At 63.3% G+C, this 14,927-nt stretch carries 13 protein-coding genes and 2 pseudogenes; 12 read left to right on the top strand and 3 right to left on the bottom strand.

What is annotated here, in order from left to right; genetic code table 11:
* Positions 1-32 precede the first annotated feature (32 nt).
* The 12 genes from BR00_RS10155 to BR00_RS10100 all read left to right on the top strand — a co-directional run bounded on the left by BR00_RS10155 (position 33) and on the right by BR00_RS10100 (position 12,616).
* Positions 33-530 (top strand): deoxycytidylate deaminase, encoded by a 498-nt coding sequence (locus BR00_RS10155; protein ID WP_496477486.1) that lies wholly within the window; start codon positions 33-35, stop codon positions 528-530.
* Entirely contained in the window at positions 514-1,635 is a 1,122-nt protein-coding gene (gene ribD / locus BR00_RS10150; RefSeq protein ID WP_496477485.1) for a bifunctional diaminohydroxyphosphoribosylaminopyrimidine deaminase/5-amino-6-(5-phosphoribosylamino)uracil reductase RibD, read from the top strand. Before BR00_RS10155 ends, ribD begins: the two co-directional genes overlap by 17 nt.
* Before the next feature lie 3 nt (positions 1,636-1,638).
* On the top strand, positions 1,639-2,292 hold the full coding sequence (locus BR00_RS10145; RefSeq protein WP_496477484.1) for a riboflavin synthase: 654 nt from the start codon (positions 1,639-1,641) through the stop codon (positions 2,290-2,292).
* Between the two features lie 32 nt (positions 2,293-2,324).
* Positions 2,325-3,533, top strand: coding sequence for a bifunctional 3,4-dihydroxy-2-butanone-4-phosphate synthase/GTP cyclohydrolase II (locus BR00_RS10140; protein WP_496477483.1), 1,209 nt, complete (start codon positions 2,325-2,327; stop codon positions 3,531-3,533).
* A 16-nt stretch (positions 3,534-3,549) separates the two neighbouring features.
* Entirely contained in the window at positions 3,550-4,035 is a 486-nt protein-coding gene (gene ribH, locus BR00_RS10135) for a 6,7-dimethyl-8-ribityllumazine synthase (protein ID WP_496477482.1), read from the top strand.
* On the top strand, positions 4,032-4,472 hold the full coding sequence (gene nusB, locus BR00_RS10130; protein WP_496477481.1) for a transcription antitermination factor NusB: 441 nt from the start codon (positions 4,032-4,034) through the stop codon (positions 4,470-4,472). The genes ribH and nusB overlap by 4 nt, the downstream gene beginning before the upstream one ends.
* Positions 4,473-4,546: 74 nt before the next feature.
* On the top strand, positions 4,547-7,036 hold the full coding sequence (gene leuS, locus BR00_RS10125; RefSeq protein ID WP_496477480.1) for a leucine--tRNA ligase: 2,490 nt from the start codon (positions 4,547-4,549) through the stop codon (positions 7,034-7,036).
* Positions 7,037-7,046: 10 nt separating this feature from the next.
* Positions 7,047-7,505 (top strand): LPS assembly lipoprotein LptE, encoded by a 459-nt coding sequence (lptE, locus tag BR00_RS10120; RefSeq protein WP_496477479.1) that lies wholly within the window; start codon positions 7,047-7,049, stop codon positions 7,503-7,505.
* Between the two features lie 3 nt (positions 7,506-7,508).
* Positions 7,509-8,465, top strand: coding sequence for a DNA polymerase III subunit delta (locus tag BR00_RS10115; protein WP_496477478.1), 957 nt, complete (start codon positions 7,509-7,511; stop codon positions 8,463-8,465).
* Positions 8,462-9,133 (top strand): RadC family protein, encoded by a 672-nt coding sequence (gene radC / locus BR00_RS10110; RefSeq protein ID WP_496477477.1) that lies wholly within the window; start codon positions 8,462-8,464, stop codon positions 9,131-9,133. Before BR00_RS10115 ends, radC begins: the two co-directional genes overlap by 4 nt.
* A gap of 113 nt (positions 9,134-9,246) precedes the next feature.
* Positions 9,247-11,628: an endopeptidase La gene (gene lon, locus BR00_RS10105; RefSeq protein WP_496477476.1), complete on the top strand. Its 2,382-nt coding sequence runs from the start codon at positions 9,247-9,249 to the stop codon at positions 11,626-11,628.
* A 55-nt stretch (positions 11,629-11,683) separates the two neighbouring features.
* Positions 11,684-12,616, top strand: a complete 933-nt coding sequence (locus BR00_RS10100; protein ID WP_496477475.1) for an AEC family transporter — start codon at positions 11,684-11,686, stop codon at positions 12,614-12,616.
* Here the strand turns inward: BR00_RS10100 and BR00_RS10095 are convergent.
* The 3 genes and pseudogenes from BR00_RS10095 to BR00_RS10085 form a co-directional block, all read right to left on the bottom strand.
* Positions 12,578-12,832: a hypothetical protein gene (locus tag BR00_RS10095; protein WP_496477474.1), complete on the bottom strand. Its 255-nt coding sequence runs from the start codon at positions 12,830-12,832 to the stop codon at positions 12,578-12,580. The two genes, BR00_RS10100 and BR00_RS10095, sit on opposite strands and share 39 nt — an antisense overlap.
* Positions 12,833-12,895: 63 nt before the next feature.
* Positions 12,896-14,602 (bottom strand): annotated as a pseudogene (locus BR00_RS10090) (YeiH family protein); the annotation flags it as partial.
* A 71-nt stretch (positions 14,603-14,673) separates the two neighbouring features.
* Positions 14,674-14,927: pseudogene (locus tag BR00_RS10085) on the bottom strand (ISNCY family transposase); the annotation flags it as partial.

The raw sequence follows: 14,927 nt of genomic DNA, 5'->3' as shown, positions 1-14,927 counted from the left end.
GGGCGCGCCCGGCCGCGCCCGGTTTTTTCCCTATGGATCACCGACTGCCCTGGCCCCAATACTTCCTGCGCATCGCCCACCTGGTGGCGGAGCGCTCCACGTGTCTGCGCCGCAAGGTCGGCGCCGTGGCGGTCAAAGACAAACGCATCCTGGCCACCGGCTACAACGGCGCCCCGTCCGGGGTGGCCCATTGCCTGGATCTGGGCTGCCTGCGCGAACGCCTCGGCGTGCCTTCGGGAGAACGCCACGAGCTGTGTCGCGGGCTGCACGCCGAGCAGAACGTCATCATCCAAGCGGCGCTGCACGGCATCTGCCTGGAAGGGAGCACCATCTACTGCACCACCCAGCCCTGCGTGCTCTGCACCAAGATGCTCATCAATTGCCGCGTGACGGCCATCTACTATACCGAAGGCTACCCCGACCCCCTGTCCCTCGAGATGCTCGCCGAAGCCGGCATCACCCACCAGCGCCTGGAACTCGATCCCGTACCCACCGCGTGCCGTGGAGAGGACCATGGCCCCGCGTACTGACAACCACCCACGCTTCATGGCCACGGCCGCGGCCGTGGCGCGCCTCGGTTTTGGGCGCACCGCTCCCAATCCCTGTGTGGGCGCAGTACTGGTGCGCAATGGCAAGGTCGTTGCCCGGGGGTGGCATGAGCGTTTCGGCGGCCCCCACGCGGAAGTGAACGCCATCGCCCACGCCCGGCGCCGCGGGGAAGACCTGTCTCAGTGCACCCTCTACGTCACCCTGGAGCCCTGCAACCACCACGGCAAGACCCCACCGTGCACCGAGGCCATTCTCGCGGCCGGCATCCGTCGGGTGGTCGTCGGCACCCGTGACCCCAATCCCCAGGCCGCAGGCGGCATCGAACGGCTGCGGGCCGCGGGGGTCGAGGTGATCCAGGGCGTCCTGGAAGACGACTGCCGGGATCTCATCGCGGATTTTCGCCTGTGGCAAACCAGCTCGCGGCCGTACGTCCTGCTCAAGCTCGCCCAAACCCTGGATGGCAAGATCGCCCCGCGGCCAGGGGTGCCGGGGGCCGTTTCCGGCCTGCGGGCCCGGCGCTGGGTGCATCGCCTGCGCAGCCGTGTAGGGGCCGTACTCGTGGGCGGCGGCACCTTGCGGGCGGACAACCCCCAGCTCACCTGCCGGCATCCCCGTCACCAAGGACCGCAGCCATGGGCCGTGGTGGCCACCCGGCGTTTGCCGGCAGCGGATACTCCCCTGGCGCTTTTGCGCCGCACCCCGGAGCGCACCATTTTCCTCACCTCCGCGGCGGAGAGCCGCTCCCAACGGGCCACGGCCCTCCTCGACTTGGGCTGCCGGGTCTACGGCCTGGACGAAGACGCCACAGGTATCGATCTTGCCTCCGGGCTGACGCTTTTGCGCCGCGAGCATGGCTGCCACCACGTGCTCGTGGAAGGAGGCGGCACCCTGGCGGCGAACCTGGTTGCCGCCGGTCTTGCCGACGAAATCCTCCTCGTTGTGAGCCCCCGGGTGCTGGGCGACAGCGCCGCTCCGGCCTCTTTTCAGGGGCGCACCGTGCACTCCATGACCGACGCCATCACGCTGCGCCTTGCCGCCGTCCGCACGCTCCCCCCGGACATTCTCCTGCAACTGCGACCCTCTTAAGCCATGTTTACCGGTATCATCGCCTCCGTCGGCACGGTCACCGAGCTCGTCCGCTCCGGCTCGCAAGCGCGTCTCACCATCACCCCCAAGCAGGATTTCACCCCCTACCAGCTGGGCGAATCCATCGCGGTCAACGGGGTCTGTCTCACGGTGGAGACCACCAAGGGCCCGGCCTTCGTGGCGTACGCCTCCGCCAAGACCCTGGAAGTCACCACCCTTGGGCTCCTTTCCCGCGGCAGCCTCGTCAACCTGGAGCGGGCCCTGGCCCTGGGCGACCGGCTGGGCGGTCATCTGGTCTCCGGGCACGTGGACACCGTGGCCCAGGTGACCGGCATTACCCAAGCAGGCGAATCCCACGTAGTGCGCATCGCCTTCAACCCGGCAGTGGCAGCGGAAGTTGTCCCCAAAGGCTCCGTCGCCCTGGACGGGGTAAGCCTCACGGTCAATGATTGCGGCGCGGACTTTTTGGAAGTAAACGTCATCCCCGCCACCTGGCAGGAAACCACCATCGCCCATTGGCGGGTCGGGACCAAAGTCAACCTGGAAACCGATCTCATCGGCAAATATGTGGCCCGCATGCTTGCGCCATGGCGGGCGTCTACCGCGCCCCGCGCATCAACCATCACCGAAGACTTCCTGCGCCAGCACGGATTTTGACCGAATGCCTTCGGGCAAGGAGATATTGCGCTATGAAATGCACCATCGAAGAAGCCATTGAAGACATCCGCAACGGCAAGATGATCATCCTGGTGGATGACGAAGACCGCGAGAACGAAGGCGATCTCACCATCGCTGCGGAAAAGGTGACTCCTGCGGTCATCAACTTCATGGCCAAGTACGGCCGGGGGCTCATCTGCCTGGCCTTGGAGCCGGCCCTGGTGGACAAACTCCAACTCCCCCTCATGACCCGGCGCAACACATCCAAGTTCGGCACGAATTTTACCGTATCCATCGAAGCCCGTCAGGGCGTGACCACCGGCATTTCCGCCCATGATCGGGCGCTCACCATCCAAACCGCCGTGGCCGACGACACCACCCCCGAAGACCTCTCCACCCCAGGACACGTCTTCCCTTTGCGGGCCCGCGAGGGTGGGGTGCTCGTGCGCGCCGGTCAAACCGAAGGTTCGGTGGACTTGGCGCGGCTGGCCGGCCTCAAGGGTGCGGCGGTCATCTGCGAAATCATGAACGACGACGGCTCCATGGCCCGCATGCCGGACCTGGAGAAATTCGCTGCCGAGCACGGACTCAAGATCGCCACCATCGAGGACCTCATCGCCTACCGCTGCCGCAAGGATTCGCTCGTGCGCCGCGTGGCGGAAGCGCGCATGCCCACCTGTCACGGAGAATTCACCATCATCGCCTTTGAAAACGACATCGACGCCCACACCCACATCGCCCTGGTCAAAGGCGACGTCACCACACCCGAGCCGGTCTTGGTACGGGTGCACAGTGAGTGCCTCACCGGCGATGTCTTCGGCTCGCTGCGCTGCGACTGCGGCAACCAGCTCCACCGCGCCATGGAGATGATCAACCAGGAAGGCCGCGGGGTCATTCTCTACATGCGCCAGGAAGGCCGAGGCATTGGCCTTGGGAACAAGATCAAGGCCTATCACCTCCAGGACCAAGGCCGGGACACGGTGGAAGCCAACCTGGAGTTGGGCTTTGCAGCGGACCTGCGCGACTACGGCCTCGGCGCTCAGATTCTCGTCAACCTCGGGGTGCGCAGCATGCGGCTGCTGACCAACAACCCCAAAAAGATCATCGGGCTGGAAGGCTACGGCCTCACGGTGGCCGAACGCGTGCCCATCGAGATTCCGGCCTGTGCGGAAAACGAATGCTACCTGCGCACCAAGAGCACCAAACTCGGCCATCTGCTCCACGTGGACTCGGCGCAGTAATCTTTGGGAGGTTTCCATGCACCATATCACCACCATCGAAGGCGTCCTGGACGCTTCGGGCCTGAAATTCACGATCATCGCCAGCCGGTTCAACGATTTCATCGTCGAACGCCTGGTGGGAGGAGCCGTGGACTACCTCCTGCGCCACGGAGCGGCCCGCCAAGATCTCACCCTCATCCGCGTGCCGGGCGCCTTTGAACTCCCACTGGTCGCCCGCACCGTGGCCCAACGCGGCGGCGTGGACGCCATCGTCTGCGTGGGCGCGGTCATTCGTGGCGCCACCCCGCATTTCGATTACGTGTGCGCCGAGGCCACCAAAGGCATCGCCCATGTGAGCCTGGAGACAGGCATGCCCATCGGCTTTGGCCTACTCACCACCGACTCTCTGGAGCAAGCCATCGAGCGGGCAGGCAGCAAGGCGGGCAACAAAGGGGCCGAGGCTGCGGCCGCAGCCCTGGAGACCGTGCGCGTCCTGCGCAGCCTGGGGGGTGTTTCCGCGTGAAACAGCGCCAACGGGAGCGGCGTTTCGCCTTGCAGCTCCTCTATGCCCTGCACTTCCACCCGACCCTCACCGAGGCGGATCTCGCCCGGGCCTTCGACAACTTCCGCGCCGACGCCCAGTGCCCGGACCTGGAGCGGGAAGGCTCGTATGCCTGGGAACTGGTACGCGGGGTGTGGCAGCATCACGAGGATCTCGACGCCATCATCGCCCAGCATGCTACGGGATGGAAGCTCTCCCGCATCGCCACGGTGGAGCGCGCCATCCTGCGCCTCGCACTCTTCGAGATGCGCCACACGAATCTGCCGTTCAAAGTAGCGGTCAACGAGGCCGTGGAGCTGGCGAAAGCCTTTGGGGAAGAGGGTTCGCGGGTGTTCGTCAACGGCGTGCTCGATGCCGCAGGCAAGGCGCTCTCCCGCGGCGAGGCAGCCTGCGCATAACTCCCTCGTCCGCATGTGCTGCGGACGCTTTGGCGGAGAAGGAAACTCAACCGCTTTTTCGCATTGAGGTCACCATGGCAACCTACGATTTTCATACCATCGAACGCAAATGGCAGGACATTTGGGAAAAGGATCAGGTTTTCTCCATTGATCCTGCCAAGGCAGAAAACCGCTACTACGTCCTGGAGATGTTCCCCTATCCTTCAGGGCGCATCCACATGGGCCATGTGCGCAACTACTCCATCGGCGACGTGGTCGCCCGTTACAAACGCATGCGCGGCTATACCGTGTTCCATCCCATGGGGTGGGACGCCTTCGGCCTGCCCGCGGAAAACGCGGCCATCAAGCACGGCGTGCATCCGGCCAAGTGGACCTACGAGAACATCGCCACCATGCGCGCCCAGCTCAAGCGCATGGGCTATTCCTACGATTGGAGCCGAGAGATCGCCACCTGCCACCCCAAGTACTATCGCTGGGAGCAGGAATTTTTCCTCAAGTTCCTGCGTCGGGGGCTGGTGTACCGCAAAAAGGCGCCGGTCAACTGGTGCCCAGGCTGCCACACCGTGCTCGCCAACGAGCAGGTGGAGGACGGCAAGTGCTGGCGCTGCGACGCCCTGGTGGAGCAGCGGGAGCTGGAGCAGTGGTTTGTGCGCATCACCGCCTACGCCGAAGAGCTCCTCGCCGACCTCGACACCCTGACCGGCGGCTGGCCCGAACGGGTGCTCACCATGCAGCGCCATTGGATCGGCAAGAGCACCGGCATGGAGATCGACTTCGCCCTGGAGGATATGGACGGCGCGGTCACGGTGTTCACCACTCGTCAGGACACCCTCTACGGCGCGACCTTCATGAGTCTGGCCCCCGAGCATCCCCTGGTGGAGCAGCTGATTGCCGGCACGCCGCAGGAAACGGCAGTGCGCGAGTTCTGCCGCAAGGTCATCAACATGGATCGTTTCCAGCGTGCCGCCGACGATCTGGAAAAAGAAGGCATGTTCACCGGCCGCTTTTGCATCAACCCGGTGACCGGACGGCGCATGCCCATCTATGTGGCCAATTTCGTCCTCATGGGCTACGGCACGGGCGCGGTCATGGCGGTGCCCGCCCATGACCAGCGCGATTTCGACTTTGCCGCCAAATACGACCTGCCCTTGGCCGTGGTCATCGAGCCCCGCGGCGAGCATCTGGACCCCGCCCATATGACCGCGGCCTACACCGAGCCCGGCGTGCTCACCAACTCCGGGCCCTTTGACGGCATGGATTCCGAGGCCGCCAAAGAGGCCATCGCCGCCATGCTCGAGGAAAAAGGACTGGGCCGGCGGGCGGTGAACTACCGCCTGCGGGATTGGAACATCTCCCGCCAGCGCTATTGGGGCGCGCCCATCCCGGTGATCTACTGCGACGCCTGCGGCGTAGTGCCGGTGCCTGAAGATCAGCTCCCCGTGGAGCTGCCCCTGGACGTACAGGTGCGGCCCGACGGTCGCTCGCCCCTGCCCGAATGCGACGCATTCGTGCGCACCACCTGTCCCACCTGCGGCGGACCTGCGCGGCGCGAGACCGACACCATGGACACCTTTGTGGAGTCCTCCTGGTACTTTGCCCGCTACCTGGCCGCCCGCGACGAATCACAGCCCTTTGACCCAGCGGTGACCAACGCCTGGCTGCCGGTAGACCAGTACATCGGCGGCATCGAACACGCCATTTTGCACCTGCTCTACGCCCGTTTCTTCACCAAGGCGCTGCGCGACGAAGGCTACCTCGCCGTCAACGAGCCCTTCGCCCACCTGCTCACCCAGGGCATGGTGCTCTTGGACGGGTCCAAGATGTCCAAATCCAAGGGCAATATCGTAGACCCCGACGCCATGGTGGAGCGCTACGGCGCGGATACGGTGCGCCTTTTCTGTCTCTTTGCCGCGCCGCCGGAAAAAGACCTGGAATGGAGCGACCGGGGCATCGAAGGCGCCCACCGGTTCCTGCTGCGTGTCTGGCGGCTGGTGGACGAACTGGCGGACATCCTCACCCCGGTGGGGGCATGTGCCGCCATCTCGGGAAATCTCACTCCAGCCGAACGGGAGCTGCGGCGCAAAGAACACGACACCGTGCGCCGCGCCACCAACGACCTGGACGACAAGTTCCAGTTCAACACCGCCATCGCCGCCCTCATGGAGCTGGTCAACGCCCTGTACCTCGCCAAGGACGAGCTACGCGGCACGGCCTGCGGCCCGCAGGTCCTCTCCTCGGCCGTGGCCACGGTGCTTACGGTGCTCTCGCCCTTTGCCCCGCACGTCAGCGAAGAGCTCTGGCAGCGCCTGGGCTCCACCACCATGCTCGCCCAGACCCCGTGGCCGACCTACGACCCGGCGGCCCTGGAGCTGGACGAAATCACCGTGGTGGTGCAAGTGAACGGCAAACTCCGCGGTCAGGTCACGGCATCGGCCAGCGCCTCCGAAGACGAGCTGCGCACCCTGGCTTTGGCGGATCCCAACGTCGCACGTCACCTGGAGGGCAAAACCGTTGTCAAGGTCATCGTGGTCCCGAAAAAACTGGTCAACGTGGTGGTGCGTTAGCCTGCTGCTGGTGGGGCTTGCCGCCTGCGGCTACCAACTCCACGGCCGCAATGAACTCCAACTGCCGGGCGGGGGCAAACGTCTGTACCTCGCCCGGGTGGAGCAACCGAGCACCGATCCCTGGATGGGGCCGGCGCTCCGCATCGCCCTGCGCGAAGAGCTCTCCCGCCGGGGAGACATCGTCTGGACGGAACGGGAAAACGCCGACCTCTCGCTCACCCTGCGGGTGACCCAATATGGCACTGGAACATCCGTGACCGGCCGCGACGACATCACCCTCAAATCCCAGGCGGTCATCACCCTGGAGCTTTTGATGCGGGACGCCGCCACCGGCGCTCTGGTGTGGAACTCGGGCCCCATCACCACCGCGGAGTCCTTCCGCGGTTTAAGCGCCCAAGAAGGTGCCGCCCGACGCGCCATCGCCGAGGCCATGCGCCGCCTGGCCGACCGCTTGGAGCCTCAATTCTAGCCCATGGCATTTACCTTTCTCATTTGCCCAGATGCAGAACTCCTCCTGCAAGAAGCCCGGCAGCGCCTTGCTCCGGGCTTTTCCCTGCGTTCCTTTTGGGGCGATGAGCCCTTGCCGGATCGCTTCTGGCAGCAACTCACCATCCCCCCCTTGGGGGAAGCGGGCTGCGGCGTGCTGCTGCGCCAGGCGCACCTGGCCCCTGCCGAGGTGTGGTCCCGGCTGGATGCCCTGCTGCGCCAAGGCCGACCCGGCATCCATCCTTTTTTCGCCCTAGAGGTGGATTGGGAGTGGAGCAAGAAAGAACGCTCCCTCGCCCCAAAAATCCCGCAAGTGGTCCGCAAGGCCAAATGCTTTGCCGCCGCCGCCCAACGCGGATGGGTATGGAGCCACCCAGGGCTGAACCGCGCGCAGGCCGAAGAGCGCGCCCGCGCCATCCTTGCCGCCGCCGGCAAGACCATCTCCCCCGAGGCCCGACGCCTGCTCCAGGAACATCTTCCCCTCTCGGCTGCCGCCATTGCCGCAGAAATGGACAAGGTGCTGCTTGCAGCAGGTGACTCCCCCACCATCACCCCGGAACACCTGCGGTGTCTCACCGGCGCTCCCACCTGGGACGTCTTCGCTCTCATACAGGCCGCCCTCAACCCCGCCAAGGCCGAAGAACTTTGGCGGCAGCTCCGCCACGACCCGCAAATGGCCAGCGGGGAGGCCACCTTCGGCGTGCTCGCCCTGGTGCGCCGTGAAGCCCGCATCCTCTGGCTGCTTACCCGCGGCGAAGATCCTGGAGTGCGACTGCCCGCCGCGGCCCTCAAGGCCAAACAGGCCCTGGCCCAACGCCTGGGGCCTTCCGGCACGGCCCGCCTCTTCCTGCGCGTGGCCGAGGCCGAGACCGCCATCAAAAGCGGTCGGCTGCGACCGGCCCAAGCCCTGGAACACCTCCTCGACGCCACCTCCCAGCCATGAGCCACGACCACGCCGGCCACCGCGCCCGTCTGCGCCAACGCCTGCTGCGCGACCCCCAGGGACTCCTCGATTACGAACTCGTGGAGATGCTGCTCACCTTTGCCCTGCCCCGCCGGGACACCAAACCCATGGCCAAGGAATTGCTCGCCCGCTTTGGGTCCGTGCGCGGAATACTCTTCGCGCCCCCCGAACAGGTGGCACAAATCCCCGGCCTCGGCCCCGCGGTCCAGGCCCTGTGGTCCACCTTCCAGGAACTCTTGGCCCGCGCCGAGGCCGAACCCGTGGCCCGCAAGGAACAGTTCACCAGCCCGGAGCAGGTGGCGGGCTTTCTGCGCGCCCGCCTGGCCTTACGGCCCAAGGAAGAATTTTGGGTGCTTTTCCTCAACACCAAAAACCGCTTCCAGCACCTTGCCCGCATCGCCCAGGGCACCATCGACCAGACCGCGGCCTACCCCCGCGAGATCGCCGAACTCGCCTTACGTCACCACGCCAGCGGCATCATCGTGGTCCACAACCACCCAAGCGGCGATCCCACGCCTTCTCCGACAGACCACGACCTCACCGAACGTCTGGGCCGCATCTGTGCGGACTTGGGGCTTCGCTTCCTGGACCACATCATTGTCGGCAACCCGGATTTTTACAGTTTTCACGCCAACGGCCACCTCTAGCCGACAAAATTTGGCTTTTTTTCCTTGCCTCAACCGTAAGAACGCTTATATCAAGCCCCTGAATGGGCCTATGTGCGCCCAAAACGCCCCTTTTTTCCTACGAGGAGTCCAGCATGAGCGAAATTCATATCCCTGAAGCCCCAGAAACCGAAAAAAAGGACGCCCCGGAAAATGAGCTTCCCACCACCATGCCGCTTTTGGCCGTGCGCGACGTGGTGGTCTTCAACTTCATGATCCTGCCGCTTTTCGTGGGCCGGGAAAAAAGCGTGCTCGCCGTGGACGCCGCCTTGTCCGCGGGCCGCTACATCCTCATCTGCACCCAAAAAGACGAAGACACCGACGAGCCTGGCCCGGACGACCTCTACACCGTAGGCACCGTGGCCATGATCATGCGCATGCTCAAGATGCCCGACGGCCGCCTCAAGGTCCTGGTCCAAGGGGTGAGCCGGGCGCGCATCAAGAACTTCGTCCAGACCGACCCCTATGACTTGGTGGAAATCGAGCCCCTGGAAGAGCCCGCAGCCCTGGACGGCGGCCCGGAACAAGAGGCCTTGCTGCGCACGGTGCGCGAACAGACCGAACGAATTTTGCAGTTGCGCGGCATCGACGCCACGGAGATGCTGCAATTGCTCCACAATGTGCCTGATCCCGGTCGGCTGGCGGACTTGGTGGCCGCCAATTTGCGCATGAAGACCGAAAACGCCCAGCGCATCCTGGAGTGCCAGGATCCCCTGGAACGATTGCACCTGGTCAACCAGGAGCTCACCCGTGAAGTGGAAGTCGCCACCTTGCAGGCCAAGATTCAATCCATGGCCAAGGAGGGTATGGACAAGGCGCAGCGGGACTACTTCCTGCGCGAACAGCTCAAGGCCATTCGCAAAGAGCTCGGGGATTCCGGCGGAGAAAACGACGAAATCGAGGAGTTGCGCCAGGCGCTCGCCAAGGCGGGACTGCCCAAAAAGGTGAAAAAGGAAGCGGACAAGCAGCTCTCCCGGCTGGAGAACATGCATCCCGACTCCTCCGAGGCCACCATCGTCCGCACCTATTTGGACTGGATCCTGGATCTGCCGTGGAAAAAGGCCTCCAAGGACCGCCTCGACATCGCCGAGGCTTCGGCCATCCTGGATGAGGACCATTACGATCTGCACAAGGTCAAAGAACGCATCCTCGAATACCTGTCGGTGCGCAAACTCAACCCGCACATGAAAGGCCCCATCCTCTGCTTCGTCGGCCCGCCCGGCGTGGGCAAGACCTCACTGGGCCGCTCCATCGCCCGGGCCTTGGGGCGCAAGTTCGTCCGCATGTCCTTGGGCGGCATGCGGGACGAGGCCGAAATCCGTGGCCATCGGCGCACCTACATCGGCGCCATGCCCGGCCGCATCCTCCAAGCCATGAAGGACGCCGGCACCATCAACCCGGTGATCATGCTCGACGAGATCGACAAGCTGGGTACCGATTTTCGCGGCGATCCCTCTTCGGCCCTGCTGGAGGTCCTCGACCCGGAACAGAACAACGCCTTCACCGACCACTACCTGGGCGTACCCTACGACCTCTCCAAGGTGATGTTCATCTGCACCGCCAACATGCTGGACACCATCCCCTCGGCCCTCTTGGATCGCATGGAGGTCATCCGCATCCCGGGCTACACGGAGCAAGAGAAAGTTGCCATCGCCCGCCGCTATATCCTGGGGCGTCAGCTTACGGAAAACGGACTCCAGGAAGGCGATCTCATCGTCTCCGACCAAGTCCTGGTGCGCATCATCCGCGACTACACCCGCGAGGCAGGGCTGCGGAACCTGGAGCGGGAAATCGGCGCCGTGTGCCGGAAATACGCCCGCAAGGTGGCCGAAGGGCAGACGCCGCCCTTCCGGGTGACGGTGGCCAGGCTCCCTAAACTTCTCGGGCAGCCCAAATTCCTGGAGGAGGAACGAGAAGCGAACCTGCCCGTGGGCGTGGCCTTAGGTTTGGCGTGGACTCCCTACGGCGGCGAGGTGCTGCACATCGAATGCACCCTGCTTCCGGGCAAGGGCAAACTCATCCTCACGGGCAAACTGGGCGATGTCATGAAAGAGAGCGCCCAGGCGGCGCTCAGCGTGGCCCGGGCCCGGGCCAACGATCTGGGACTTGCGGACGATTTCTTCGAGAACCACGACATCCACATCCATGTCCCCGCCGGCGCCACCCCCAAGGACGGGCCTTCGGCGGGCGTCACTCTGGTGACGGCCCTGTTCTCCGCCCTCACAGGCAAGCCCGTCGCCGCAGATACGGCCATGACCGGCGAGATCACCCTGCGCGGCCGGGTGCTGCCTGTAGGCGGTATCAAGGAAAAGATCCTCGCCGCCATGAGCCACGGGGTGCGACGGGTGTTTCTGCCGGCGCGCAATGCCCACGACTTGGAAGAAATCCCCAAGGAGCTGCGCCGACGGGTGGAGGTCATCCTCGTCAACACCATCGACGAGATCTGGCCCCGCGTACTGGGCGAACCCCAGAAATAACCCTTCCCGGCGGGCACGGCATGATCCCTGCCCGCCGCATCTTTTTTCCAACCCTATGCTCGAAATCTTTTCCACCATTGCCCCAGTGTTCGTGCTCATGCTCCTCGGGGCGGTGATTTTTCGCCTGGATATCCTGCCTCCGGCCACCGGAAGCATCCTCAATACCTTTGTCTACCGCCTGGCCCTGCCGCTGCTGCTCTTCTCCAGCATCGCCCAGGCGTCTCTTGCGCGTATCTTCCAAGTGGGATTCGTAGGGGGCGTGGTGTTCGGCACCCTCATCCCCTTTCTCGGCACCGCGATCCTTGCCCGCCGCTGGCATCCCGGCCCCCAATCATGGTTCGTGGCCTTTACCGCCACCTTTTCCAACGCCGCATTCGTGGGACTGCCGGTGCTGCAGCTGCTCTTTCCCCAAAATCCGGACGCCGTCCTCGCCATGGGGATCTTCGCCCTGTTTGGACTGCCCTTTGTGCTGGCCGCCGTCTTCGTCCTGGAGCGACAGCACAATCCCCAAGCTGCAGGACGCGCCCTCTTCGGCGTCCTCGCCCGAAATCCCCTGCTTCTGGGAAGCCTCGCCGGTCTTGCCGTGGCCGTCGTCGGCATCCCGCTTCCGCAGTGGATCGCCGTACCCTGCCAGATGCTCGGCCACACGGCCTCACCGCTCGCCCTCATCGCCATCGGCATGACGCTGGCCCGCACGGCACGCGCCACCCTTCACGACCTTGGGGCCAACCACCTGGTCATCGGCTTGGTCAAACTTCTGATGCAGCCCGCCGTCACCTTCGTCGTGCTCTCCTTGTGGGAGGTAGACCCCTCATGGCGCGCCATGGGCACCATGCTTGCGGCCATGCCGGTGGGCACCATGGCCTTCGTGCTCGCCGAAGCCTACGGAACCCTCGCGCCCATGGCCTCCGCAGCGGTCTTCGGCACCACAGTGCTCGCCACCATCACCCTACCGCTCGTCTTCTCGCTGCTGCGTGCCATGAGCTGACCCTGGCCCATGCATTGCGCCACGCAGATACAATTCTCCCTCCAAAGTCTGCGGCACGTCCGAATAGTAAAAGCGGCTTGGATCAATTTCATGCCATTCGAGGACCTGATGCATATGGCGTAACGCAGGAATATGCACTGTAATCCACGGCAAAAAACCATACACAAAAACAAGAATCAATCCAAGCAATAAAAAACATTGCACGATACGTTTCATTATTACTCCATAAAAGAAAAGGAGGGAGCAGACCTCCCTCCTTCCAAACGATTTTTCGCGCTACTAAATTTGCGCAGTAATCTCCGGGAATACAAGATAGAACATGATGTACGCCATAAGAAGCGTAAGGGCCAGATTGAACGATTGGCCGCACACATACAGGATGAGCGGCTTACCTCCCTTAAAGTAATGGGCAAGCTCCCGGAAGTTGGTAGACAACCCGATGGCCGCAAAAGACAAGGTAAAAGCCCAGTCCCGAATATGCTTGGTGCCGCCAGCCACGACACCCTTGTCCACGAGGGCCGAGCCGAGATCATGGCCCAGCGAGCCGGAGACGAACGAAATGAGGATCGAGGCGGCCAAGAACCCCAACACGAACTTGGGGAAACGGTGCCAGATCTCGTCGAGTCCCACCTTTTCTCCCTCGCGGCTCTCCATCTTGGTGCACCAGTACACAGCCACACCAAAGGCGGTGACGCCGATGAGCACGTTCTGGATCATCTTGATGGTGGCAGCCACGTACATGGCTTTGGGCCCCAAGAAAGCGCCCGCTGCTGCCACGGCGCCGGTGGAGTCGATGGTGCCGCCGATCCAGGCGCCGCCCAAAATTTCCGGTATCCCTACGGCCTTGATGAAGGCGGGCATGGCGATCATCATGATGGCCGTGAACACCAGGGACAGGCCGATGGACAGCGTGAGCTCTTCTTTCTTGGCCCGACAGGCCGCAGCCGTGGCGATGGCCGCCGAGGTGCCGCACACGGACATATCCGCAGAGATGACGATGTTGAGGGTGGGCGAAGGCATCTTAAGAACCTTCTGGCCGAAGATGAAGGTCGAAATGAGCACGATAGGCGTCACCACCCAGGCCACGAAGATTCCCGGGATACCAATGGCCACGATCTTGTTGAAAAGCACTTCAGCACCCAAAAGCACCAAACCGGTCTTGATGAAGTATTCCACCTCGCAGCCCTGCTTGGCCCACTGCGGGGTGCCGATGGTATTGGCGATAAGCATTCCGAGCACAACGCCCCATGCCTCGGCGCCAAAGCCATACTGTTTGGAAATAGCCTGGTTCCCCAGGACATAGGCAAGCACGCCCACCAAAAACACCAAGAAAAAGCCCTGAATAAACGCCGGGACACTCTTCCCCATGAAATAGGTGCCAATGGAGAAGAACAACGCCAAAAACACCGCCAATCCAATGAGCGTGGGAATAACGTTGAAAGGCTTGACCTCGGTCTTGGCCTTGGCCTCCTTGGCGACCTTGGCGGCATCCCGCCATTGGGCGATGGCGGCCTTGGCGGCATCGTTGAGGGCAGGGTCCTGGAAGTTCGCTGCCCGCGCCGCGTCTTCCGCGGCCTTGGCCGCAGCGAGAGCCGCTTCAGCCTTCACCTTGGCCTCTTCGTACTTGGGCATGGCCTTGGCACTGGCCTCCTTGGCCTGCTCTTCGGTTTTGATGAACGAATCCAAGATATTGTTGCTCCACCTTCCAGGACGTTTGGTCCAGTGGGACACAAACTTGCCGAAAGGACTGCTGGAAGCCTTGAGCGATTTCTTCTCGTCATCGGCCTTGTACCAAGCGATGGTCTTGAACGGCGCACTGGCTTCTTGTTGCTGGACCTGGTTGGCCGCAGCGATCTTTTTTTCGATATCGGTGCGGATGTCGGAGTTCAGATACACCCCCAGACTTACCAGGATGACCAGAAAACCGAGCCAAATGGCCCAGTAATCTTCCTTGGTCCAGAGGTCCGAGAGTGTAAACCGCCAATGAAAATGTCACCTTTTTGGGACGGTTTGGGACAATAAAAATGTCATGGTTTCCACCAATGGTTGTTGTTCCCCTACCAAGTCCCCGGAGTTGTCTCCTGGGGGTTATGAATCGCCCTCGCTATGGGTTCACGAGGGTGAAGATACCAGTGCCATGAGGATTCTGCCGCAGGGGAGGTCTGCTCCCGTTCCTGGGCCCCTCTTGCCAACGATTTTTCCTCAGAAGCCGGTTCTTCCGAAGATTTTCCCGTGACAACGGGGACAAGGACAAAGGCCTCTCCGTCCGCCAGCGCCATGAGCTCGTCATCAAGCTTTTCGACCACGGTGA

Source organism: Thermodesulfomicrobium thermophilum DSM 16697, assembly GCF_059568695.1.
This window is presented reverse-complemented; position numbering and strand designations above follow the sequence as displayed.